17 protein-coding genes, 1 pseudogene and 1 riboswitch are annotated in these 23,284 nt (G+C 70.4%); of the genes and pseudogenes, 10 read left to right on the forward strand and 8 right to left on the reverse strand.

Annotation, left to right across the window (positions count from 1 at the left end; all coding sequences use genetic code 11):
* The first annotated feature begins 80 nt into the window (after nt 1-80).
* Nucleotides 81-374 (forward strand): hypothetical protein, encoded by a 294-nt coding sequence (locus FRADC12_RS16530; protein ID WP_157488899.1) that lies wholly within the window; start codon nt 81-83, stop codon nt 372-374.
* Nucleotides 375-824: 450 nt separating this feature from the next.
* Here FRADC12_RS16530 and FRADC12_RS16535 read toward each other — a convergent pair whose 3' ends face one another.
* Nucleotides 825-3,386: a heavy metal translocating P-type ATPase gene (locus FRADC12_RS16535; protein WP_045879721.1), complete on the reverse strand. Its 2,562-nt coding sequence runs from the start codon at nt 3,384-3,386 to the stop codon at nt 825-827.
* Between the two features lie 460 nt (nt 3,387-3,846).
* Here FRADC12_RS16535 and FRADC12_RS16540 point away from each other — a divergent pair, with 460 nt between their 5' ends.
* The gene (locus FRADC12_RS16540; RefSeq protein ID WP_052710962.1) at nt 3,847-5,154 is read left to right on the forward strand and encodes an MFS transporter; all 1,308 of its coding nucleotides are present in this window, start codon (nt 3,847-3,849) and stop codon (nt 5,152-5,154) included.
* Between the two features lie 161 nt (nt 5,155-5,315).
* Nucleotides 5,316-5,561, forward strand: coding sequence for a hypothetical protein (locus FRADC12_RS16545; RefSeq protein ID WP_502685313.1), 246 nt, complete (start codon nt 5,316-5,318; stop codon nt 5,559-5,561).
* A gap of 298 nt (nt 5,562-5,859) precedes the next feature.
* Here FRADC12_RS16545 and FRADC12_RS31455 read toward each other — a convergent pair whose 3' ends face one another.
* The 4 genes from FRADC12_RS31455 to FRADC12_RS16565 form a co-directional block, all read right to left on the reverse strand.
* Nucleotides 5,860-7,467 carry a hypothetical protein gene (locus tag FRADC12_RS31455; protein WP_045877321.1) on the reverse strand — a complete coding sequence of 536 codons (1,608 nt, stop codon included), beginning with the start codon at nt 7,465-7,467 and terminating at the stop codon, nt 5,860-5,862.
* A 479-nt stretch (nt 7,468-7,946) separates the two neighbouring features.
* Complete coding sequence (locus FRADC12_RS16555; RefSeq protein ID WP_198152940.1) at nt 7,947-8,255, reverse strand: hypothetical protein; 309 nt, start codon at nt 8,253-8,255, stop codon at nt 7,947-7,949.
* Nucleotides 8,256-9,266: 1,011 nt separating this feature from the next.
* The gene (locus tag FRADC12_RS16560; protein WP_045877322.1) at nt 9,267-10,169 is read right to left on the reverse strand and encodes a C40 family peptidase; all 903 of its coding nucleotides are present in this window, start codon (nt 10,167-10,169) and stop codon (nt 9,267-9,269) included.
* A gap of 143 nt (nt 10,170-10,312) precedes the next feature.
* Nucleotides 10,313-10,479, reverse strand: a riboswitch (cyclic di-AMP (ydaO/yuaA leader).
* Between the two features lie 167 nt (nt 10,480-10,646).
* Complete coding sequence (locus FRADC12_RS16565) at nt 10,647-12,164, reverse strand: hypothetical protein (RefSeq protein WP_198152942.1); 1,518 nt, start codon at nt 12,162-12,164, stop codon at nt 10,647-10,649.
* A gap of 56 nt (nt 12,165-12,220) precedes the next feature.
* Here FRADC12_RS16565 and FRADC12_RS16570 point away from each other — a divergent pair, with 56 nt between their 5' ends.
* The 5 genes and pseudogenes from FRADC12_RS16570 to FRADC12_RS16590 all read left to right on the forward strand — a co-directional run bounded on the left by FRADC12_RS16570 (nt 12,221) and on the right by FRADC12_RS16590 (nt 16,526).
* Nucleotides 12,221-12,844, forward strand: a complete 624-nt coding sequence (locus FRADC12_RS16570; RefSeq protein ID WP_045877323.1) for a TetR/AcrR family transcriptional regulator — start codon at nt 12,221-12,223, stop codon at nt 12,842-12,844.
* Nucleotides 12,845-13,067: 223 nt separating this feature from the next.
* Nucleotides 13,068-13,223, forward strand: a complete 156-nt coding sequence (locus FRADC12_RS16575) for a hypothetical protein (RefSeq protein WP_198152943.1) — start codon at nt 13,068-13,070, stop codon at nt 13,221-13,223.
* A 174-nt stretch (nt 13,224-13,397) separates the two neighbouring features.
* Nucleotides 13,398-13,769 carry a BlaI/MecI/CopY family transcriptional regulator gene (locus FRADC12_RS16580; protein ID WP_084010887.1) on the forward strand — a complete coding sequence of 124 codons (372 nt, stop codon included), beginning with the start codon at nt 13,398-13,400 and terminating at the stop codon, nt 13,767-13,769.
* Nucleotides 13,770-14,385: 616 nt separating this feature from the next.
* The gene (locus FRADC12_RS16585; RefSeq protein ID WP_045877325.1) at nt 14,386-15,309 is read left to right on the forward strand and encodes a hypothetical protein; all 924 of its coding nucleotides are present in this window, start codon (nt 14,386-14,388) and stop codon (nt 15,307-15,309) included.
* 175 nt (nt 15,310-15,484) lie between these two features.
* A pseudogene (locus tag FRADC12_RS16590) lies at nt 15,485-16,526 on the forward strand (replication-relaxation family protein).
* A gap of 58 nt (nt 16,527-16,584) precedes the next feature.
* Here FRADC12_RS16590 and FRADC12_RS33215 read toward each other — a convergent pair.
* On the reverse strand, nt 16,585-16,923 hold the full coding sequence (locus FRADC12_RS33215; RefSeq protein ID WP_232303849.1) for a hypothetical protein: 339 nt from the start codon (nt 16,921-16,923) through the stop codon (nt 16,585-16,587).
* A gap of 82 nt (nt 16,924-17,005) precedes the next feature.
* Between FRADC12_RS33215 and FRADC12_RS30005 the strand changes: the two genes are divergently transcribed.
* A complete protein-coding gene (locus tag FRADC12_RS30005) occupies nt 17,006-17,629 on the forward strand; it encodes an RNA polymerase sigma factor (protein ID WP_084010889.1) in 624 nt (207 codons plus the stop codon).
* A 777-nt stretch (nt 17,630-18,406) separates the two neighbouring features.
* Here the strand turns inward: FRADC12_RS30005 and FRADC12_RS16600 are convergent.
* Complete coding sequence (locus FRADC12_RS16600; RefSeq protein ID WP_045875091.1) at nt 18,407-19,405, reverse strand: IS30 family transposase; 999 nt, start codon at nt 19,403-19,405, stop codon at nt 18,407-18,409.
* 245 nt (nt 19,406-19,650) lie between these two features.
* Entirely contained in the window at nt 19,651-21,345 is a 1,695-nt protein-coding gene (locus tag FRADC12_RS16605; RefSeq protein ID WP_232303850.1) for a type I restriction-modification system subunit M, read from the reverse strand.
* Nucleotides 21,346-21,386: 41 nt separating this feature from the next.
* Here FRADC12_RS16605 and FRADC12_RS30015 point away from each other — a divergent pair, with 41 nt between their 5' ends.
* Nucleotides 21,387-21,704, forward strand: a complete 318-nt coding sequence (locus FRADC12_RS30015; protein WP_084010891.1) for a hypothetical protein — start codon at nt 21,387-21,389, stop codon at nt 21,702-21,704.
* The last annotated feature ends 1,580 nt before the right edge of the window (nt 21,705-23,284 follow it).

The following is a 23,284-nucleotide window of genomic DNA, read 5'->3' on the forward strand; positions in this document are numbered from 1 at the left end:
CCCGGCGTAACCGGCGTACCTGTGTCCGGGACGGGCGCGGCCGGTCCGCAGGTACCGCGCGGTTCTGGAAGGATGGCGCCGTGACCAGCCCAGCCGGCCGTCGTCACGGCGTGGTCGCCCCCCGTGTCGGGGTGCGGGGCCTGGTGCTGGTCGGTGCCGTGCTGCTGGGCATTCTGCTGATGCACGGCGGGCTGGGCGTCCACGCCGAGGCCGGCATGGTGATGGCGCCGACGACCGGCGCGCCGGCCTCCCGCGGCGCCGCGGGCATGGGCAGGCCCGCGGCGCCACCGGAGCCAAGACATGGGGCGGCAGACAGATCCCGGCACCGTCCCGCCGGGCGTGCGCGCGGCGCTGACGGCCCTGGCGGGCCATGACGGTCACGTCGGCGACATGTGCCTGGCGGTCCTGCGCTCCCTGGCGCTGCTAGCAGGCCTGGCGGTCCTTGTGCTGGTCGTCGGGAGGCCGCGGCGCGCTGCGATGGTCGGACCTACTGCCCTCGGCCGGAACCCGGCCCCGCGGCTGCCGCCGCCGAGGGCGCCGTTACTGTCCTCCCTCTGCGTTCTTCGTCTGTAAACCGACCGGCCCGGCCACCCAGCTGGCCAGCTCGATCGTCACCAGCCAGACGGTGGAGATCACGACCATGCGGGCGCTCCTCCAGAAGATCTGACCCCCTGGCCTGGGTGGTGGGCTCCCGCGGCCGGACCCCACCACCCAGGCGCAACCGGGGATTCCCATTGCCCTCGGTTTCCGGCCTCGACAGCGATGGACCGGCGAGAAGCGCCGAAGACGTCTCTCCTTCGCCGGTGGGCAACCGGTCGAAGGACTTACCTCGCTGGGAGAACCGGTGGGAGGTCGGCGGTGCGGGTGGAGACCACCGTCGTCGGCCCGGGCGCAGTGACGGTGTGGGGCAGGCGCAGGCGCTTGAGCAGGACGGCGTTGACGGCGACGAGGACGCTGGAGCCGGACATGGCCAAAGCGGCGATCTCCGGGCGCAGCGTGAGTCCGGTGGCGGGCTCGAGGACGCCGGCGGCGATCGGCAGGGCGATGGCGTTGTAGCCGACGGCCCAGCCGAGGTTCTGGCGCATCTTGCGCAGCGTGCCGCGGCCGATGAGCAGCGCGGCGGGGACGTCGAGCGGGTCGGAGCGCATCAGGACGACGTCGGCGGTCTCGATCGCGACGTCGGTGCCCGCGCCGATCGCGATACCGAGATCCGCGCCGGCCAGTGCCGGGGCGTCGTTGACGCCGTCACCGACCATCGCCACGCGCCGCCCGCCCTGCCGCAGCTCGGCGATCTTCGCCGCCTTGTCGCCAGGGAGTACCTCGGCGATGACGCTGTCGATGCCGAGCTGGCCGGCGATCCGCCGCGCGGTCGCCTCGTTGTCGCCGGTGAGCATCACGACCTCGACACCCGCGTCGCGCAGGGCCCGGACGGCCTGGGCCGCGGTCGGCCTGGGCGCGTCCGCCAGGCCGATCAGCCCGGCCGCGTTCCCGTCCACGGCGACCAGCACCGCGGTCCGGCCGCCCGCGACCAGCGCGTCCCAACGCTCTGCGAGTTCGTCGGCCTCGACACCTTCCCGGGCCATCAGCCGCAGGTTCCCGACCGCGACCCGGCGGCCGTCCACCGTGGCGACGGCACCGTGGCCGGGCACGTTGGCGAACCCGGCCGCGTGTGTCAGCTTCAGGCCGCGTGTGCCGGCATGTCGCACAACCGCGGCGGCCAGCGGATGCTCCGACTCCCGCTCCACCGCGGCGGCCAGCCACAGCAGTTCGTTCTCCACGACGCCAGCCGCGGCGACGACGTCGGTGACCTCGGGCTCGCCCTTGGTCAACGTGCCGGTCTTGTCCAGGACGACGGTGTCGATGCGGGCGGCCATCTCTACCGCGGTGGCGTTCTTGAACAGGATCCCGCGCCGCGCTCCGAGCCCGGTGCCGACCATGATCGCGGTCGGGGTGGCGAGCCCGAGCGCGTCCGGGCAGGTGACGACAACGACCGTGATCGCGAACAGGATCGCCTCGCGGGCCGGCCGGCCCGAGACCAGCAGCCACACCAGCAACGTGCCCAGCCCGCCGAGCAGAGCGACCAGCACCAGCCAGAACGCGGCCCGGTCGGCCAGCCGCTGCCCGGGCGCCTTGCTGCTCTGCGCCTCCTGGACGAGCGCGACGATCTGCGCCAGCGCCGTGTCCGCGCCCACCTTGGTCGCGCGGACCCGCAACACGCCAGTGGTGTTGAGGGTCGCCCCGATGACGTCCACTCCCGGCGCCTTGTGCACGGGCAGGCTCTCGCCGGTCACCATCGACTCGTCGACGTCCGACTCGCCGTCCTCCACGACCCCGTCGACCGCGATCTTGGCGCCTGGTCGGACGAGCAGCAGGTCACCGACAACAACCTCCGCGGTGGGCACCGCGACCGGCTCGCCGTCACGCAGGACGAGGGCATGCTCCGGCGCGAGCTGCAGCAGGGCGCGGATCGCGTCATTCGCGCCGCCACGGGCACGCATCTCAAACCAGTGCCCGAGCAGCACGAACGCGGCGAGCAGCGCCGCGGCCTCGTAGAAGACCTCACCCCCGCCCGTCAGCGTGACGACCAGCGAATAGACCCAGCCCGTGCCGATCGCGACCGCGACCAGCACCATCATGTCCAACGTCCGAGCCCGCACCGCCCGCACCGCACCGTCGAAAAAGATCCACGACGACCAGAAGACCACCGGCAGGCTCAGCACCAGCTGGAACACGTCGTCCCGCAGACCGAACGGCGCCGCCACGTGGAACCCGACCACGTCCCGGCCAATCGACGACCACAACAGAATCGGTACCGCGAAGACCACGGCCACCACGAACCGGTTACGCATGTCCGCGACCATCGCCGCCATCGACATCGACCCGTGACCGCCATGGCCCATAGCCTCGTGCGGCGACGCCACCCGCGGGCCGTGGCCCGCTGGGGCCTCATGCGCCTCCTGCGAGGCGTGCGTCTCGCGGACCACATGCGCGTCGTGAACAGCGTGGGCGGCAGGCGGCTCGCCAGCGACCGGAGCACGCCGCGCGTACGGAGCTTCGGCCGCGGCGGTTGCGGCGCCTGGCCCGAGATCCCGGGGGACAGTGGGCTCGGCTAGCGGGTCACACACATGGTCTGGAACGGACTGCCCACCGCAGTGGTAACCACAGTCCCGGATCCAGCCGGCGAGCTGCGCGGCGGACGTCTGAGCCGGGTCGTACCGAACGACCGCGGTCTGCGCCACTGGGTTAGCTGCCACCTCGACCACCCCAGGCCGCCGGCCCAGCACGGCCTCCACCCGCGCCTTCTCGGTGGCCCACCGCATCCCCGAGACCTCCAGGACCGCCGTCGCGAGCGGCGGATGCCCGGATCCACCGTGGTCGGAGTGCATGATCGGCTCCAATCCGGCGCGCGGCCGGGTCCAAGTGTGAACAGCGTTGACCGCGGACCATCAGACCCGCCCGGGTCCCACCCGACGGCGTGCCGTGGGCCGCCTCCGACGTGCCGAGGCGCCTGTCGCATCCAGGCGCGTCGACAGGCTCGCATCACCGAGACCCGCCTCCGCGCTGCGATGCCAGCCTCCCTCGCGATACCCCCCGGGTAGAGGACCAGGAACCGCTCCGGCGGGCCGATACGCATGCCGGGACACACCCAAGTATCTACTACAGGTCATCGTAGAATGTCGAGATCGTGGATCGGTACCCGCGACCGGGACGGAGCGACGAACCGCCGGACACGTCGCTAAACCCGACGCTCTGTGAGGAGCGAGAGCGGCGACTGCAATGTCGGTGTGGCCGCCGTGAACCTTCTGGAGGCAGCGGATGGCCGGGGCGCGGACAGGGCCGTCGTCCATGCGCCCGAACGGACCGGCGCCGGTCGCCGCCGGACCGGCGGCGCCGGTCGGGGTGGGCGGGCACCTTCCCGCCGCCTTGTGGGTCCTGTACGCCGGTGTCTTTGTGGTGATGGTTGGCTACGGGATCACGTTGACGGTGATCCCGTACCAGGTCGAGAGGATCCACGAACTGCGTGCGCTGCGTCCGGCGACCGAGAGCTTCCACATCGGCTTGCTGACCAGCGTCTACGCCCTCGCGCAGCTTGTCGCCAGTCCGGCTGCGGGCTGGCTCTGCGACCGTGTCGGCCGCCGGCCGATCCTGCTGGTCGGCCTGGCCGGCATGGCGGCGACCCAGGCACCGTTCGGCTTCGTGTCGTGGCTTCCGGGTCTCTATCTGCTTCGCGCGGGCGGCGGCGTGGCGACCTCAGGCGTGCTCATCGCTGCCATCGCCTACGTGGCCGACTCGACGTCCGAGGCCGGCCGGGCGCGTGGCATGGCCTGGTTCGGCACCTCCGTCAGTCTTGGCCTGGTGGCCGGCCCCGCGCTGGGTGGTCTGCTCAGCGGGCCGGCCATCTCGCGACGCATCGAGGGCCCGTGGCTCAACGGGTTCTCCCTGCCGTTTCTGGCCGCGGGCCTGCTGGCCCTGGCGGTGCTGATCGCGTCGACGCGACGCGTGCCCGAGTCCCGGCGTCTCGACCAGCGAGCCACGGCCGCCCTACGGGAGGTGCCCCAACGACGACCTAGCGGGCTGCGTGGGCTGCTCAGCCTGGTCACGGCCTCCTCGGCGGGCCTTGCCCTGTTCGAGGGAACGTTCGTGCTCTACGGGCAGAGCCGGCTGGGGATCGGCCCCGCCCAGGCCAGCGTCGCGTTCATGGTCTGCGGGCTGGTCATGGCGGCACTGCAGGTCGCCGCGGCCGGCGCGCTGTCGAGATTCGTCGCCCCGACCCTCCAGGTCGCGGCCGGTCTCGTCGTCATGGGAATCGGCATCGCCGCGATCGTCGTCACGCGCCACTTCGCGGTAGTGCTCGGGGTGGTCGCACTGCTCGCCGCGGGCTCCGCGGTCGTCACCCCGAACCTGTCCGTTCTGGTGTCGGCCGGCCGGGGCGATCGCGCCGGAGCGGCGCTGGGGATGAAGAGCGCAGCGAACAGCGCCGGCCAGTTCGTCGGCCCGCTGGCCGGGGTTGCCCTACTCAGCTGGCGGCCCGCCTCTCCCTTCGTACTGGCCGGCGGCCTGCTCGCGGTGCTGGGCGCCGTGGTCGGCATCCTGCACTGGACGAGACCAGGCCACGGCCGTGGAGCCGGCGAGCACAGCGCAGCGATCGACTGACGCCCAAGCACCCCAGGAGCAGCTTCTACTACATAGGGTAGTATGAATTGTGGCAGATTCCGGTGTGCGTATCGGCCCCACAACTCGCCCGGTGGCCCCTGTTGGACGGAGCGGCCAGGGGAAACACTCCTCACGAGGCACCGAGGAGGACAGCCGTGAACATGAAGAAGCACCTGCCCATCTACGTCACGGCCGCGGCAGTCGCGGTCGTCGTCCTGCTCGTCACCGGGCTGCCTGCGGCGGCTCTGGTCTGGTTCCTGCTGATCGCCGGCTGCGCTCTGATGATGTTCGTCATGATGCGGGGCATGGGGATGGGAGGGCACGGCCAGAACCGGACCGACGACCACGACGATGACCACGATGGCGACCACCACGACCACGGCGGCTCGCCGCGAACTCGCGGGTGACGACGGCCTGGCGAGAGCCGAGGAACCCGGAAACAGACGTGCGCGAGGACTGACGCCGCGTACGGCCCGTGGCCGCCAGTCGTTCTCAACGCGTTGTTGTTCGCCGCCTTCAGGGAAAGCGCCCGCCTACTGACGTGCTGCATCAGGCGCGGGGTCCTGGTAGTCCGACGTCGCGGCGACCGCGATCCAGTCCTCGAACATGCCGCGGTAGGCGTCTCACCCAGCCCCGAGGACGCTGAGGCGCCCTATTCTGCCTCTCTTCGAAAGATCACGACTACTATCAGCGTGCCGGACGGCCCTATCCCAACGACTTGCAGGCATCTCGGATCTCCCGGACGACCCGCTGACCGGTCGCCGATGTGGGATCGGTGTTGATGCGCAGGAAGTCCTCCTGGCTGTAGCCGGCCTCCAGCTTCCGCAGGGTGCAGTTGCAGTAGGCCTGCTTGCCGCTGCTCTGCGCGACGCACTGGTCGAGGTAGACCTTGCGGATGTTCGCGTCGTACTGACGGCCGGTGGTGACGGTTCCGCCGGCGGTCGTGCCTGTGCTGGACGAGCCCTTGCCGCCGGTCGTTTTCAGCACGAGCACGACCGCGACGACGACGAGAAGAGCCGCGCCGACGGCGAGCATCCGGCCTCGGGATGCCCGCACCTCGCCGACGAGGGCGCGGGCGGACCTGGTCCGGCCGCCGCGTTCGTCGTCCTCATCGAGGTCGTCGTCCTCGTCGTCCTCGTCGTCGGGCCCGAGGCCGCCGCGCCGGCCCGGACGACCTGGATCGGCTCCGCCCATCCGGGCGAGCCCGCCCGGCCGGCCGCGGCCGGCGGCGAGGCGGCCCGCGTACTCGGCACCGTCGTCCCTGTCCTGGTCATCGTCGACGCGCAGATCGTCGAGGTCCGGGTCGAGGTCGTCGGCGTACCGGGCCCCGCGTGGCCCGGTACCCGAGCCGGGCTTGGTGAACGAGGCCGTGCTGAACCGCCCGTTGCCTCGGCGAGCGGCGGTATCTGTCGGCAGCGGCCCGGTGGCGTCAACGCCGGCGACCGGCGTCGTCGGCCGGTTCATGGCGGTGCGGGGACCCCGGTCGAGCCCGCCCGGCGCGCCGCCGCGTGCGCCGTTCGGGCCGGTGCCGCCCGAGCCGGCCCGGCTCTGGGCCGGTCCCGTGGCGGGGCCGCGGCTCTGGCTGGGGCCGGTTTCGCTCCGCGTCCAGCTGCCGGTGCCCAGTGGGTCGGCCCGGTTGAACGGCCCGGACAGCGGGTCGGCCCGGTCGTAGCCGCCGCGGGTCGAGCCGGCTGCGCCGAGCGGGTCAACGCGGTTGTAGGGGCCGGTGCCCAGTGGGTCGGGGCGGTCGTAGGGACCGGTACCGAGTGGGTCCCTGGCCGACCACGACCGGGATTGGCCGGTACCTGGCGCCGACGCTCCTGGGCTCGCCTGGCCGCGGTCCGCGGCGCCGCGCGTCGGTGTCGCCCCGGTAGGCCAGTGGGCGCCGGTGTCCCAGGGGTTCGCCCCGGTCGCCGGGTCCGGGCCGTAGTCGGCCTGGCCGGATCCGGTGGCGGGCGGTTGCGGGTATGGGCCGGTGGCCGGAGACCACGAGGCTTCTCGGTCGCGGCCGGCGCGAGGGTCGGAGTCGAACAGCGGGAAGCTGCCGGTCCGTGGCTCGTCGTAGGCCTGCTGGCCCGTGTCTGAGAGCCCGTAGCCGCCGATGTCCGCCTGCGCCGGCAGATGAGCAGTGCCACCCGCGCCGACCCCGTACTCGCCGGTCGAACCGCCGCGGGCCGCGGCGGGACCGGTCGGGCCGGCGGCCATGGTGCCGCCGCCGGGGCGTGACGTCGTCGGCTGCCAGGCCTGGGCGCTCTCGTGCCATACGTAGGTGCCGTCGTCGCTGACCCAGCGGCCGTGCTCGTCGAGGCGCATGTGTGATCCTTCGGGTGCAGACGGACGTTCCAGGGGTGCCACCAACGGCGCGGCCTCAGCGCCGGGGTACGTACCGGCCATCTCCAACCCAGCCCAACGCCGCCCACAGGCGACGCTGGAGGGGCCCCGGGCCAGGCCATCAGGTCGTGGATCGAACCTCCTGATCCACGAGGCGTGACCGATCCGCGATCGCCGGCACTAGCCAGTTCTGGAAGTCGGTCAGCGTAGCCATGGGTTGATTGCGGCAGTGGTGACCGTTGCTGCATAGCGGACGGCTAGCTTTTCGTAGCGGATGGCGACTACGCGGTGCCGCGTGAGCCTGTTGATCCCGCACTCGACGGCATGCCGCTGCTTGTAGGCCTCCCTGGCGAACGCAGGGGGCCGGCCACCCTTTGGCCCGCGCCTGCGCCGACGGGCGGCCCCGCCGAGGGCGGCAGGCATCCGGCGCCTGTCACGGTCAGTCGGTCGTCTTTGCTCGGCTACTGCCGTTGACCGGCGGCCACGGCCCCGGCGAAGAAGACCAACGCGCCGACCGGGTAGCCGGCGACGAGATCCACCAACCCCGACGGCTCCCCGCCGAACGCCCCAAGGTGTGCCAGCCAATGGACCAGCGCGATCACCACCCCGGCCGCCATCAGCACCTGGCCGGTCCGGATGATCCGCCGCTTGCGGCGGTACCGGGCGCGCCGTTCAGCCGCCTTCCGTTCGTGGGCCGTCAGCCCAGGAGCGCGCGTGTCCGCGCGGGTCGGCGCGGCGGGTGAGTCGTCGCCACTGGTCTTCTTGGTCATGCCGGGAACCGTCCGAGGCAGGCAGCACAGCAAGGTCAACTAAAGAGTATAGTACTAGCCGCTGTCGTTTCAATCTGCCTCAACGCCGCCGGCGACCTGGGTGTCCCAAGGACTGTGCGCGGGGCACCGACCGGATGGTGCGACTCTCGCGGGCCGCGGCCGACCCCGCCGGTCACGGCCGACCCCGCCGGTCACGGCCGACCCTCCGAGTCGTCGGGCACGATGAACGGTCCGGGGTCCGAGGCGTTCCGGTGGCGGCGTCCGGTGTCACCTACGCCAACTATCTACTACGATCAGTAGTTGGTTAGGAGGGCGACCGCCATCGCCCCCGACCGCACGCCGGGTCCCGCTCCCGGTCCGGCGATACCCCTTCGACGCGGTCGGGGCAGGAGCGTGGGGCCTACGTTCCACCGGGCGCCTGGCGAACTGGAGCTGAGGCAGGTCGACGCACAGAAGCCGATCGCTTCTGTCGTCGGGTGGCCGCGGTCATGGCGGGACACGGATCGGCAAGGCGGACACGTCTGACCGGCCGGCTACCGAGGCGCCCGCGCGCAGCGCCCATGTGACTACGACGGACCGTCCGAGCACCGCCCAGCGCGGGGTGGCTGCCACCCGAACCGGCGGACGACCGAGCCATCCGCGCCGCCGGCTTCGTCGTCGAGGAGATTGACCCGGCTCACGTTCCGACCCGTTCGGTTCCTTCCGCCGCCCGACCAGATCCTTGGCCGCGCCCAGCTGCCACTTATCGACGGTACCGCTACGAGCTCCATGCGGAGGAGGTCGGGCACGGGCTGGAGGATCACGATGTCCAGTCCGGTCGCTGACGGGTCCGCGCGGCTGTCGCCGCGGGGGCGGCGCAGTCCGCCCTCGCGCCGTACCCATCACAGTGTTCCCGCGTCCGGTGGTCCTCCGTCGCCGACCTGGGCGATTGATCAGAGGTCTCGGTCGGCAGGCCCGGACGAGGGTGCCCGCGGGACGGCTGGGGGACCGGCCCGCGGGCGCCACTTAGCGCTACCGTACGCGGCCGACGGAGTAGGACGAGGTCCAGATGGTTTCGAGCTTGACCACGTCGCCGCTCTTCGGCGCGACCCAGATCTTTCCGTCGCCGGCGTAGATGCCCTCGTGGTAGATCGACCCGGGCTCGCCAAAGAAGATCAGGTCACCGGGTTGTTCCGAGCCGCGCGCGATCCTGATCGTCGCCGCGAACTGCTGGTCGGTGGTGCGTGGCAGCGTCTTGCCGAGCTGTCTGTAGACGTACTGCACCAGCCCCGAGCAGTCGAAGCTGTACGGGCCCTCCGCCCCGTACACATACGGCTTGCCCGCCTGCAGCGATGCCAGGTACACCGCCTTCTCCCCGATCGTCGTCGCCCCTGTGGGCGCGACGGTGACGGTCTCGCCTGCGGGCGCGCGGCTGGCGGCCGGGAGGACAGGCGCGGGCGGCGCCGGGTGGACCCGGACGACCGCCGGGTCGGAGGTCACCGCCTCCAGCTCTTGGCTGCCGGCGAATGTCGCCCTGATCTGGGTGGTCGTCAGGACCCGCGCGGTGTAGCTGGCGTAGCCGCCCGCGTCCGTGCGTAGTGCCTTGAATGTCGTCCAGCCGCTCGGGAACAGTGCCTGGACGAGGATGTCCCGGTCCGCGAGGGCGCCGCCGCCCCGCGTGGTGAGCCGGAAGCCGACCTCGACCGGCTCGTCGGCGTTCACCGTGACGTCGGGGACGGCCGGCGCCAACGAGACTGCCGTGCGCAGACGGAAGGCGACCGGCAGGGCCAACTCGGAGGTGGGGTCCGCAGCGGGAGTCGCCGCGCTTCCCAGGGCGGCGCCCAGCAAGTTGGCGGTGATCCCCTGCGCGCCGGTGTCCGAATCCGCCGCGGCGGGGCCAAGGGAGCCGGTCAACGCCACCCCGGACAAGGCCATGGTGCCCGTGGTGAGCGCCGCGACGGTGGCGCGACTCGAGGTCCGAGCCAGCAGGGACCCTGAGCGAAGGCGGGTCCGGTGACGACCGCGCCCGGCGGTGGCTGGACTGCGTTCGGACCGATGTGGTTCGCGTGCTTGCACGTGAAACCTTTCCCAGACGCCTGCGAGGTGAGCTGTCGGGTTCGGGCGGGAAGCCCGGCCGGCCGTTGTGACACACGGGCGGCTTCACCCCGAGGGCGCCGCAGGGGGATGCGGCACCCGGTGGAACGTGGTTCCCCCGCTCCTGCCCCGGCTGCGTCGAAGGGGTATCGCCGGACCGGGGGCAGGACTCGGCGTACGGTCCGGCGGCGATAGCGACCCACACGCTAGCAACTACACGGGATAGTAGATTGAGGGGGGTTGGCAGCGCCGGGTGTCGCCTGCCGGATGTGTCGAACCACCGTGGTCGGATCGAGCCGTTGGCCCCGCGCGGGCGAATCAGGCGCGGGGATGTCCGCGAGGCCCGATCGGGGGCAGCTGCGCGGCCGGCCGGCGGGTGACCTGGTGGACGTGCGCGAGCAGGAATCCGAGCAGAGCCAGCCCGAGTGCGTAGAGGGCCGCGCCGGCGAGGAATTCCCGGGCGGTCGGCCCGCTGTCGGCGGCACCGCGGGACGGCAGGTACAGCTCACGGCGTTCGGTGACGGCACCCGCGTGGCGGGCGTCGAGCGGGACCCACGCCTCGACGTCGCCGCGCAAGGTGTCGTGGAACTCGGTGTAGACGAACCAACGCCCGGTGGCCGCGACCTGCAGCCGGCCGGAGAAAGCGCAGCCGCCGCCGGCGCCTCTCAACAGGCCTACCACGGTCTTTCCTGCACGGCGGGCCACCAGCTGCCGCGGAACGAGCCGCGGACAAGCGCCGGTGGCTGGACCGTTCGAGGCGCCGGTGCGCGCGGACGTGGTCACGGCCCAGACGGTGGCGGTGAGGGTGCCGCGCCCGTCGGAGGTGGCGGTCAGCAGCACGGGGAAGGTGCCACGTCCCTGGCCGGGGTCGTGCGCCGACGCGGGTTTCTCCCACCCGACCGCCAGCAGTGCCGCGATCGCAACGAGCAGAACAGCCGGGCCGCGAGCCCGAAACTGCGGCGTCATGGCGAGCAGGCACAGCAGGAACAGCACGATGACCGGGACCGCCGTCGTGGCGACGGCTCTCGCCGGGACGTTGGTCAGGCCCGTGGCGGCGGCGAGCCAGGTCGTCGCGGCCACCCCGGCCGCGCCGGCGGCCAGCCGTGCCGCCGGCGCGCGCAGCGGTACCTCGGCGAGGGCGGCACCGAGAACGGCGACCGGAAGGTCCGGGCGGCTGCGTCCGAGGGCGGCCAGGCCGGCCGCGATCGCGAGGCGGACCAGCGCGTAGCCGACGACGGCGCGCAGCACTGGCAGCGGCCCAGGCACCGCGGCCCTGATCACGGTCGCGGCCAGCAGGGTGCTCGCGAGCAGCGCCGGCAGGTAGAGGGCCTCGTCGAACTGCGGCACGTCGGTCTCGAACTCCAGTACCGGCACGGCGGTGGCGCCGAGGATGAGAGTGCCGGTCGCGGACAGCGCCCAGTCGGCGCCGTGGCCGGGCCTCGCGCCGAGCAGGACGCCGGTGACGAGGGCGAGCGTGCCGAACACGCCGAGCAGGTGCGGTGGGCTCCACAACACGGAGTCCCGCCCGAAGGCCGCATGCCACGCGGCGTCGACCGGTGCCGACAGCAGCATCAGCGTCCCGCCCAGCCCGGCGAGCAGCAGCGGCCGATGGCGCAGGACCGCACCGGCGGAGCGGGTCGCGCGCAGCGCTGCCACCCCCCAGGCGACGACGCCCACGCCCACCACCGCCACCGAGCCGTAGAGCAGCAGGTGCGGCGGGATCGCCGCGCTGTCGCGCCCGCTGTCGGTGTGCCAGGCGTCATCCCAGTAGGTGGCGAACAGCGCCGCCATGCCCACGAGCGCCACAAGGGGCAGCAACCCCGTCGGCTGCCGCACCGTGCGACTCGTATGTCCCGAAAGTGCGACATCCATGTCGCGAATATGATTCACCTATGGATAGACGTCAAGAGGCGGCGATCGAGCCCGCGCTGGTGGACGCGACCGCCGCCGCGACCAGCAAGTGGGGGCTAGCCGACGTCACGCTCGAACGGGTCGCGGACCAGGCCGGCCTTTCCCGGGCTACCTTGCACCGTCGGGGCGTAACCCGTGACGCGCTGGTCGGCGCCCTGACAGCGCGAGCCGCTGAGGAGTTCCGCGCCGCCGTGTGGCCGGCCCTCACCGGACCAGGCACCGCCGCCGAACGGCTGCACGCCGCCTTGGACGGGCTGTGTGCCGCCGCCGACGCCCACCTACAGCTGCTGGCCGGGCTGTTCCTCGCCCGAGGCGAGGTCTTTCACGAGCCCGGCCCAGACAGCCTCACGATTGACACGTTCGCAGGGCCGTTCGAGCGGCTCCTGCGCGACGGCGCCCTCGACGGCACGCTGCGCGACGTCCCGCCGACCATGACCGCGACCGTGTTGTTCAACACGGCCGGCTGGGGATATGTACACCTGCGCGCCAGCCACGGCTGGCCAGCCCAGCGCGCACGCCCGGCGGTGATCGACCTCGTCCTGCGTGGACTTCTCCACGGCGACTCACCGGACGCGACCGACCGGCAGGCGACCGCCGACATATAACTATTCCTGGCCGTACCCTTTGGCATCGTCGATGTCCTCGATGCTCGCCTGCTGTTCGGACGGTTCCCGGCGTGCCCAAAGGACCCGTGGTGACAGCGAGCCCGGCACGCCGACGCGCCCCGATTCGCCCGGGTCGGGGATGACAGCCCACGAACGGAAGGCTGCCCAGCGGCGCGCCCGGTACCGCCGCAAGCGGCGGATCATCCGGACTGGGCAGGCGCTGATGACCCTCGGAGCCGTAGTTGCTCTGGCCCACCTGCTGGCGCACCTTAGCGCTTTCGGTGGCCCGCCGTCGGGGCCGGCCGACCTCGTCGCTGGCAACCCACTGGCGGCGGCGGTGTTCATCGGCGGCGCCGTCGCGGCGGGCCGACGGCAGTAGCCGACGGGGACACCCAGGCCGACCGGACGCCCCGACCCCCGGCCGTCCCTGCCGCACGCCCTCCAGAGGCAGCCCATCCGCCCGGACCATGACGGCCGGGCCATGGCACCATCGCACCATCCGGAGACGCACAACAGCGCACGCTCTGGACGCGGGCGGGTGCATGGAGGCGGAGTGGAGCTGTTCGGCGACCTCGAGGCCGAGGTGATGGACCGGATGTGGGCACGCGTGGAACCGGCCACCGTGCGCGACATCCTCGAGGAGCTGCAGCAGGCCCGTCCTCTCGCCTACACCACGGTCATGACGGTGATGGACCGGCTCTTCCGCAAGGGCTGGCTCTCCCGCGAGCGCGCCGGGCGGGGCTACGTCTACGCCACGACGCTGACCCGCAGCGAGTACACAGCGCGGCAACTGAGCGAGGTGCTGTCCGGCACCGACAACCGCGGGATGGCGCTGCTGCACTTCGTCCGATCGATGGACACCGCCGAGGCCGAGGCGCTCAGCGACGCGCTGCGCTGGCGGGCCCAGGAGAAGGGCTCCCACTGATGTGACGGCCCCACTGCTGACCGGCTACATCCTCGCGATGCTGTTCTCGTCGTCCCCACGATTGTGACTAGCACCCTCTCCACGCCACACCCAGCCCACCCGGCAGCACGAACCGACGACGCGCCGCCACCCAACCCGTCGGCAAGACCAAGGAAGAGACAACCCTGACGCAGCCCGAGAAACAGGCAAGTTAAACGACAAGCTCAGGTCGGGTCCCGGGCCGCGAATCGCAGCTGGCGACCCGGTGCGTAGATCTGTCGCCGGCAGGATGAGTAGACGTATGACAGCAATCGCATGGCCGGGCATCGAGGTGCTTGCTCGGACTACCCCCGTAGGGCACGAACCTACGTCTGCTCGCAGTCACCAAAACTGCTGGTGGCGATAGGTGCGGTCTGGCGCAGGCCGGGATTGGCCGCGATACCGCTCACCACGTTTGACCAGCACAAATAGTCAAACGAAGATCATTTGGGTGTGCCCCCGGGGAGGCTCGGACAGCATCATCGCATGTTCAGGCGAGGGCCGCCTTGGTGGTGTCGGCCCGCGTACCGGTGCCTATCACGCCGGGTAGCGGCTCGGATCTGGTGGGTGCGCGGACGGTTGGCGGGGGTGGCGTCTGATGGCCCCCGATGGTGCGACCGCGACGGGACAGCGGCCGGTCGGCGGTGATGTGACGGTCACCCTCGTAACGGTGATCATGGTTGTGGTTGTGGGTCTGACTTTTGCGTTTGGGTTCGGCAACGTGTTCCAGCTGGGGTTGCGGTTGGGCGTGCCGGTGTGGGTGGCGCCGTTGGTGGCTCCGGCGGTGGACCTGTCGGTGGTGGGCCTCTTGTTGGGGACGCGGCAGTTGGCGGTGCAGGGTGCGCCGGTCGAGTTGCTGCGTCCGGCGCGCCGTCTGCTGGTGTTTTCGAGTCTGGTGACGTTGGCGTTGAACGTCGCCGAGCCGGTGATCGCGGGGGAGTACGGGAAGGCGGCGTTCGACGCGGTCGGTCCGGCTTTGCTGTTCGGGTGGAGCGAGGTCGGTCCCGGGTTGGTGCGTGCGATGCGCCACCCTGGGCCGCTCCCCGCCGCCATGGCCGAGTCCGAACGGCTGCCGGTGGAGGCTGGCACCTTGGCGGGGGCCGTTGTGGCGGTGGCGCCGCCGGTTCGGGTGGTCCGGGAGGGCGCGCCGGTGCCGGCTGTGCCGGCGCAGCGCGCGGCGGGCCGGTCCGGTGCGCTGGTGGATGGTGGGCTGTTGGAGCGGGCGCGGCGTGAGGATGCCCGCTACTGGGAGGAACACCGTCGGCCGATCAGCTCGGACGAGCTGCGCCGACGGCTGAAGGTCGGTTCGAAACGGGCGCGGGCGCTGGTGAAGGAGCTACGCGCCGACGCCCACCGGGTCCTCGGCGAACACGCTTCGACCGACCTGCCCTCGATCGCTGCGGCTTCGTTTCCGTCGCCTGCGGCCGGGGACGCGGCGGAGGTCGTCTCGGACGATCTCGATTTGGTGGACCTTGGTCCCGTCGAGCGGGCCACGGCCGGCCTGCTCGCCACGGTCGCGTAACGGCTCCCGCCGGGCGGGACAGGCGCGCATCCCGCGTGCCAGCGGGCGGCGCATCCCGACACGGACCGCGCCAGCCCGGGCGCCCCCGGTCCGGCCCCGGCTTCCGGTCCTGCCTTCTCTCGTGTGCTCCGCCCCTACCTGCATCTGCCTGACCAACCCTTAAGGAGGCCCCCTTTTGATCACGAATCCTCCGCAGCAGACCTACCTCGGTCGCCGGACTTACAACCGGCCCGCCGCCCGTGTCGTGTCCTCCGCTGAGCACCAGCTCTGGCTGGCCCGCCACCTGACGCCCCGGGACCGGTGGATCGTCCGGATGATCCACGAACACCGGGTGCTGACGACCCACCAGATCGTCGAACTCGGCTGGGAGACCCGCCGCTCGGCGAACATCCGCCTCCTGGAGCTCTACCGCTGGCGGGTCCTCGACCGCTTCCAACCGCTCGCGACCAGCGGCCTGTCGCCCATGCACTACGTCCTGGACGTCGCCGGCGCCGCGGTGCTGGCGCACGAGGACGGCCTGGACCCGAAGAAGATCGGCTACCAGCACGACCGGGCCATCGGCATCGCCCACTCCCTGCATCTCGCGCACCGGGTCGCGGTCAACGGGATGTTCACCCGACTGATCCACCACGCCCGCCAGCCCCAGGCCCCCGGCCGGCTCACCGCCTGGTGGTCGGAAGAACGGTGCGCCCGGTCGTTCGGGGATATCGTGCGCCCGGATGCCTATGGCCGGTGGGAGCAGGGCCGCGGCGAGGTCGAGTGGTTCCTGGAACTGGACTTCGGCACCGAGACCCTCCGCCGCCTCACCTTCAAGATCAACGCCTACGATCGGCTCGCGGAGGCGACCAACATCCACACGCCGATCCTGATCTGGACCACCACCCGTGTGCCGCGAAGCACGTCTGCGCGAGGTCCTCGCCGAGGCGCTGCGCGGCCTCGACCATCCGGCGCGGGTGCCGATCGCGACGACCGCCGCGGACCTCGCCGAACCCGACGCGCATCTGGACGCCACCCTGACCCGCTGGCTACCCCTCGCCCGACCCGGGACCGGTCGTCTCAGCCTGGTCCAGCTCGCCGGCCTCTGGCCTCCCACCGCCCGGCCCCTCACGAGACCAGACAGGGCCGAAACCGATATCGACATCGAACGGCCGAAACGGCTGCATCCACCCCGGCCCATGCCACCCGCTGGCCTGGACGGCGAGCAGGTCGGGGCCTGAGGCCGTTCTCGCCTCGCCGGTGATCGGGTTAGCCGGGCGATACGCCCGGCTAACCCGATCACCGGCACCTGTCTTCGGGGAGCGTCAGGTACCAGGGCCTGTCTTGTTCGCCGAAGGTCGCGCCGCAGGCGTGCGCCACCGCGGCCGAGATGCTCGTCGATCTGGGCGCGCATCTCGGCGTCAGCCCCGGCTCGCCGCCGTCGCGGTTGGGCCCGATGTTGATGAGGTGCTGGTCGAGCCATGTGTTGATCGGATCGTGGCCGTTGCCGATCATCGAGGCCAGGGACGGCGGCTCGATCTCCGCCAGCCTCGCACCCTTGTCGCCTTCCAGGTTCCCACAGCCCGACGACGTAGAGAGGGACTCTGGGTCGCTCCCCTTGGGCGGTCGCTGGCCCAAGCCGTTCCTCCGTGGATTCCACTACGGTCGTCGAGGGAACCCGACAGGGTCGCGCGGACATTACGAGGCATGGGGCTAGCCGATGTCGAGTGAGTCCATCTCCGACTCCGATGATGATCTTCTTGCGCGGGTCGCGGCAGGGGACGGAGGGGCAGCGTTCGGCTGCCTGTTCCGCAAGCACTCCACCGCCGTGTACTCGTACTGCTTCCATCGACTCGGTTCGTGGAGCGCCGCGGAAGACGCTACCTCCGTGGTCTTCCTGGAGGCGTGGCGACGTCGAGCGGATGCGGTCGTCGTGTCGGGGTCCCTGCGGCCGTGGCTGCTGGGAGTGGCGACGAATGTGATGCGCAACCAACATCGGGCCGCTCGCCGATACGACGCGGCGTTGCGTCGGCTTCCACCGCCCGAAACGCAACCCGATCCGTCCGACGACGTCGCTGGGCGGATTGACGATGAGCGTCAGATGGCCGCGGTACTCGGTGAACTCAAAGCACTGAAGCGAAATGAACTGGAGGTGATCATGGTGGTGGCGGTGGAGGGGCTGACGTACGCCGAAGCATCGGTGTCTTTGGGTATTCCCGTGGGAACGGTCCGTTCGCGGCTGGCGCGTGCGCGTGCGCGGCTCGCTGCTCGGCGACCTTCGGTCGTTTCCGAGGGTGGCGGTGAGCCCGTCGTGTCGGCGCGGGTGGGCCGGGATCGGGGATGATCTGAGATGACTGATGTTGACCTTCCGCGGGTTCCACCGGGCCGATCCATCCCGGCCAGCCGGCTGGCTCAGCGACAGCTGCTGCTCGAGCAGCACATCGCCGCATCTGTTCCCACCGTCGGAAGACCTTGGTGGCGGCGGCGCTGGGTGACAATTCCGGTTGCTCTGGCAGTGGCTGGTTCCCTGGCGGCGGCAGGGTGGGGGCTACGGCCTGGCGGGCCCGCGACGGATGCGACGACGGTTTCGTGCTACTCGACGGTGGATCTGGCTGGCGATGTGGACGTCCTCGGCTCGGCCGCGGCGGCAGACCCGGCAGGGGCCTGCCGCGAGATCTGGACGCGGACCGAGGCCGTCCAACCCGCGACGACGGGTGTCTGTCTTACGTCGCGGGGATCGATCGCCGTGTTCCCGTCGGACGGCGCCTGTGAAAAGTTGGGGCTAAGGCCGTTCACGGGGGTCTCCGAGGACGCGGCCCGCCTTGCCGTCTTCAAGAGGGATGTATCGGAGGCGGTGGCTGCGGCTCCCTGTCAATCACGTTCCGCCGTCGTCGCTCTCGTCCAGCAAGAGCTGGATACCCACGGTCTCGGAACATGGCGAATTGACGACAACGGCCATGACGAGCCCTGGGCGGCGGGACGGCCATGCGCAAGTCTCTCGTTCGACGACGAGACGAAAACTGTAATAATCGTACCGATGCCGACCGGTTGATCTGGGGTGGCGGTGGTCGCTGCGCAGCGACCACCGCCACTCGCACGCTACGACGGCGGAATCAAGCGGTCATGGCGACACATGACTTTCCAGCAGCTCGGTAAAGACCTCGAGCGGCGTCGCCCATTTGAGCGTCTGCCGTGGCCGCCCATTCAGCTGCGTGGCCACCATATCAAGTTCTTCCTGCGTGTGCAAGGACAGGTCGGTGCCCTTCGGGAAGTACTGGCGCAGCAACCCGTTGGTGTTCTCGTTCGAGCCGCGCTGCCACGGTGAGTGCGGGTCGCAGAAATACACGGGAATACCGGTGCGGACGGTGAAATCGGCGTGCCGGGCCATCTCCTTTCCCTGGTCCCAGGTCACCGAGTTCCGCATGAACTCGGGCAGGGTCTCCATCTTCTTGCCCAGCAGGTAGGCGACCTTGTCGGCGTTACGGTCGTACGGTATTCGCACCAACATCACGAACCGGGTCGTGCGCTCGACCAGCGTGGCGATCTGCGACTTGTTGCCCTTCCCGATGATCAGGTCGCCCTCCCAGAAACCGGGGACGGCGCGGTCCTCGGCCTCCTTCGGCCGCTCGCTGATGTTGACCATGCCGACGATCCCGCCCCTGGTCAGGGTGCTGCGCGACCGGTTGACCCGCCTGGCCCGGCCCTTACGCAGCGCGATCTTCAGTTCCGTCCGCAGCTCGCCGCGCGCCTGGAGGTAGAGGCACTCGTAGATTGTCTCGTGGCTCACGCGCATGCTCTCGTCGTCGGGAAAGTCCGTGCGCAGTCTCTCGCTGATCTGCTTCGGCGACCACTTCTCGACCAGGCCGGTGTTCACCGCGTCGTGCAGCTCCTTCGACGCGACGAGTTTCCGTTCCTTCGGGCGGGCGCACATCAGATCACACCGTGCCTGCGCATCCACCGCCCGATACGCCGCGGCACCGCCGTTACGCTCGATCTCCCGGGAGATCCCCGAATGATGACGACCGAGCACAGCGGCGATATACCGAGCCGAACGCTCCTGACTCAACTCCCGCGAGATGACCTCGCGGTCCTCCACCGTCAACCGCTCCCGTACGCCCATCCACCATCCAGCCCCTCGACACCATCGCGATCATCCTATCGGGGCGTCGCTACGACCGTTTGATGCCGCCCTTTCGAGGTCTCTCGCGTGACCGTCTCGCGGAGGAACGGACCCTCGGCATACCACTTGACGCCCAGCAGTGGGTACGACATGTCAGCCTCGACGGAGACCTGACCCCGGACCTGGCGAGTCACGCCGCCGAGACGAACCATTGGCCACTCAGCCATCCGCCACCCCAAAGGCTGTCAGGTCGATCCCGGCAGCGGTGAGCCGCTCGAACAACGCGGCCTCGGCGACGATCCGCTGCTCGCGAGCATCGGCGTACGCGACCAGCGCGGTGCCGAGGTCAACCGCCTCGCCTGCGGTCTTGGTGATGTAGCGGCCGATGTTGAGGTCGAAGCCGTTGGTCTTGATCTCGTCGAAGTCGGCGACGTGGACGTACACGCTGAGGTCGGGGCCGTCAGGGGCGAGGCCCAGGGCTGCGGCGAGATCGCTCTCGGTAGCGTATGGCAACTCAAGGTAGTCGGATTCGGTCGGCACGGATAGGCCGGCAGCGACGTGAACCGCCTGTGGTTACTGGGTTTCCGGATCAACTCAAAGTACTTCTCCAGGCCCGACCAGACTGGAAGCGTAGTTTGATCAATCCGGACTGTTATCTTGCCGCAGCCCTGGGCGAGGCCGGTGCGGTACGCCTCGGTGAGGGCCTTGATGTCCTCGTACGACATGGTGTTCTGGTTCCTGCCCTTGGCGAACCGCTCGGAGCCGTCGATGAAGACGACCTTGTCCTTGCGGTCGGCGGGCTTCTGGTCGCGGAAGACCAGGATGCAGGCCGGGATCGTCGTCGAGTAGAAGAGGTTCGGCGGGAGGCCGACGACGGCTTCGAGGAGGTCGCGCTCGATCAGGGACTGGCGGATCCTGGCCTCGGCGCCGCCGCGGAAGAGGACGCCGTGGGGCATGACGACGCCGACGCGGCCGGTGCTGGGCCTCATCGAGGCGACCATGTGCTGGACGAAGGCGAAGTCGCCGTTCTTCGCCGGCGGTACGCCGCCGACGGCACGCGGGTCGGAGGCCCACTGGTCGGCGCCCCAGTTCTCCTTGGAGAACGGGGGATTGGCGATGACCACGTCGAACTGGGTCAGTGCACCCGAGGGCTCCTTGAAGAGCGGCTTGCGCAGGGTGTCGCCGCGCTTGATCTCGAAGTCCTCGATCTCGTGGAGGAAGAGGTTCATCTTCGCGATCGCCGAGGTGGTCAGGTTGACCTCCTGGCCGTACAGGCGCAGGGTGCGGTGGTCCTGGCCGGACTCGCGGACCTGGTGGATGGTGGCAACCAGCATGCCGCCGGAGCCGCAGGCTGGGTCGTAGATTGTCTCGCCGGGTTCGGGCCGCAGGATGGCGACCAGGAGGTTGACCACCTCGCGCGGAGTGAAGAACTCGCCGGCCTTCTGGCCGGAGACGTCGGCGAACTTCTTCAGCAGGTACTCATAGCCGGCGCCGAGCAGGTCGTGGCTGACCGTGGACGGGTCGAGTGAGATGTCGTCGAACGCCTTCACCAGCCCGCGGAGCGCCGAGGGCGGCAGCCGCTCCTCGTTGCCCCAGGACGCGTCGCCGAAGATCCGGGCGAGGGACTTGGGGTTGGCCTGCTCGATGCGCTGGAACGCCTTCGCAACCGCGTCGCCGAGGTTGACCTGGGTCTTGGTGACCACCGACCAGCGGGTGATCTTCGGGAGCTCGAAGCGGTGGAAGTCGGCTTCGACCTCGTCAGTCAGCTCCTCGCCATACTTCTCGACCGCCTGCCTGTGTTCGTAGTCCCAGGTGTCGCTGATCCACTTCCAGAACAGCATCGGGAACGCGTAGGTCTTGAAGTCGGCCGCGTCGACGGGGCCGCGGAGTGCGTTGGCCGCGGCCCACAACCGCGACTCAAGGTCGGTCTGTGTGATCACAGGCGGATGGGATCCTTCGTCGTGATGGCAGTGCTCCGATCATGCCGGACGTGTTGCGCAGTGGACGGGCCGATCACGTAATTGATCAGCCGATCGGACTTGTCGCCCTTGTCTCGCTCGTCGAGCGATGTCGCGCGAAGCCCGTCCAGCAATTCATGTATCGTGACCGCCACCGCATTAGTCTGCCGCACGCACCGGCGCGCTCCTATCACCGCCCAGCAGCGGATCGGTGGCTCGCTCGTGGCATGACCAGCGCGACCGAGATCGCCGACATCCTCGGCTACGCCAATCACAGCGCCATCTCCAAGCGTCTGGCCCAGATCCGACGGGCCGCGCAGGCGTACTTCGAGGAGACCTGAGCCGCCGTGGCTAGGCGGTCCCGGGGACGCCTGCTCCGGCTCGATCAGCCGGGCAGCAGGCCAGACTGAGTCGTCACATCGATGGGGTTGCTTCAGCCGGACGGTCTTCGAGCAGTTGAATCCACGCTCAGTGCCAGGCTTCCCTCACAACTGCCGGCCAGGCCGGGTCCCAGACGGAGTCTCGGACTCGCGTGGCAGGATCGGTGGCGGTGTCCCGCCGAGGTCGTCGAGTCCCTGCGGCGGGGCACCGTCACGGCCGGCCGGCCTTCGCATCCCCACCGAACGGTTGCTGACCGTTGCCTCGGACGCGCCGGCTCAGGCGCCGTCTTGCGTGTTCTGCCGATTGCGAGCGGAGCAGTGCCCGTCGGGCTGGGCTCCGGTCTGTCAGCCGGTCGCGGGTCGTCTCCGTGTCCGGTCGGGGTGCGGTTCGGTCTGAGGGCCGACCGGTCCGAGTCCGGGTCCGGACCCGGACCGGGGCCGCTTCGTGCTCGGGCGGACGGTCGGGGACCCGGGGCCGGCCTTTGTTAAGGGCGGCGATCGAGCGGCTGGGCGCCAGCGACTGAGATGGCCGAAGCGGCCCGCCGGACGTCGGGCCGCGCAGCATGCCTGGGCCCGGCGCTGCGGACGCCGGTCGTGGTCGTGGCGGTCATCGGTGTTCTGCCCTTGTTAGGTGAGCCGCCTCTTGTGCCGGGAAACGGGCTTCGCCTGCCGGTCGGGCCTTTCTGGAGGACGTGCATAGCCGATTATCTTGTCGCTGGCACAGGACTAGTATGGTCGAGTCATTGATCGCTGGCATGCGCGGCTGGCCTCTTGGCGGAATGTCTCGAAGTCTTTTCAAGATTTTTCGCTGGGTGTCTGGAGGATGGGGCGTGCGACCCGCTGGCGGGAGGCCGGCGGTACCCGTGCATGGCTGCTGGCATCGCAGCGCCGCAGGTCAGTGGCCTGCTGGCAGGCCAGAGGTGTCGCTGGCGTCTGGCTCGCGGCCGGGTGGTTCGGCTGGGTGCACGGTTCGGCTGTGCGGCCCGCTGTCTGACAGCGATCTTCGTCTGGCAGAGCGTGCAAGATCGCGCTGTCTTTTCGCTGGCATCAATGTGGTGTCCTCAGACTCCTCCGATTCAAGTGGAGCCCGGAAAGGACACCCGCGTCGTGCCCGACGAGATGTTTTCCCTTTCTCCGCGAGCCGCTGGCCCGGCCGTCGCTCGTCCAGCTGCCTCGGCGCGCCTGCGGTCGCTGCGCGCTGGTCGCCGGGGCGAGGCCGATGCCGGTCGGGCTCGCCCGGTCGCGGCGCGGGTCGCCCAGCGGCCCTCCGGGCCGTTGCCGACCTGCCGACCGGTCCGATACCCGCCCGCCGGACAGTCGGTGATCACCCGAGGTTGGTCGCCGGTCCCGCGGGGGTCGCGGGCGTGGGAGGGCGGCGGGCGGCACCGGCGACCCTCGGGGTGGCCGGGTCGCTGCGGCCGACGGTCATCGTTCAATCGGACTAGTCCGTGCGCACTATTTTCCGCTGGCAATGCACGTCAGAGCCTATTTCGATCTCCTGGCCCGGCGTTCCGATGGGTAGGGGCAATTCCTACTAGTCG

Origin of the sequence: Pseudofrankia sp. DC12, assembly GCF_000966285.1 — a bacterium.
In the GTDB taxonomy this organism is placed as follows: Bacteria; Actinomycetota; Actinomycetes; order Frankiales; family Frankiaceae; genus Pseudofrankia.

Bases quoted from the DNA above. Each gene is read 5' to 3' on its own strand.
- FRADC12_RS16535 (WP_045879721.1), bottom strand. From the start codon at position 3,386: ATGCACTCCGACCACGGTGGATCCGGGCATCCGCCGCTCGCGACGGCG.
- FRADC12_RS16540 (WP_052710962.1), top strand. From the start codon at position 3,847: ATGCGCCCGAACGGACCGGCGCCGGTCGCCGCCGGACCGGCGGCGCCG.
- FRADC12_RS16545 (WP_502685313.1), top strand. From the start codon at position 5,316: ATGAAGAAGCACCTGCCCATCTACGTCACGGCCGCGGCAGTCGCGGTC.
- FRADC12_RS31455 (WP_045877321.1), bottom strand. From the start codon at position 7,467: ATGCGCCTCGACGAGCACGGCCGCTGGGTCAGCGACGACGGCACCTAC.
- FRADC12_RS16555 (WP_198152940.1), bottom strand. From the start codon at position 8,255: ATGACCAAGAAGACCAGTGGCGACGACTCACCCGCCGCGCCGACCCGC.
- FRADC12_RS16560 (WP_045877322.1), bottom strand. From the start codon at position 10,169: ATGGCCTTGTCCGGGGTGGCGTTGACCGGCTCCCTTGGCCCCGCCGCG.
- FRADC12_RS16570 (WP_045877323.1), top strand. From the start codon at position 12,221: ATGGATAGACGTCAAGAGGCGGCGATCGAGCCCGCGCTGGTGGACGCG.
- FRADC12_RS16575 (WP_198152943.1), top strand. From the start codon at position 13,068: ATGACCCTCGGAGCCGTAGTTGCTCTGGCCCACCTGCTGGCGCACCTT.
- FRADC12_RS16585 (WP_045877325.1), top strand. From the start codon at position 14,386: ATGGCCCCCGATGGTGCGACCGCGACGGGACAGCGGCCGGTCGGCGGT.
- FRADC12_RS30005 (WP_084010889.1), top strand. From the start codon at position 17,006: ATGTCGAGTGAGTCCATCTCCGACTCCGATGATGATCTTCTTGCGCGG.
- FRADC12_RS16600 (WP_045875091.1), bottom strand. From the start codon at position 19,405: ATGGGCGTACGGGAGCGGTTGACGGTGGAGGACCGCGAGGTCATCTCG.
- FRADC12_RS30015 (WP_084010891.1), top strand. From the start codon at position 21,387: ATGCCGGACGTGTTGCGCAGTGGACGGGCCGATCACGTAATTGATCAG.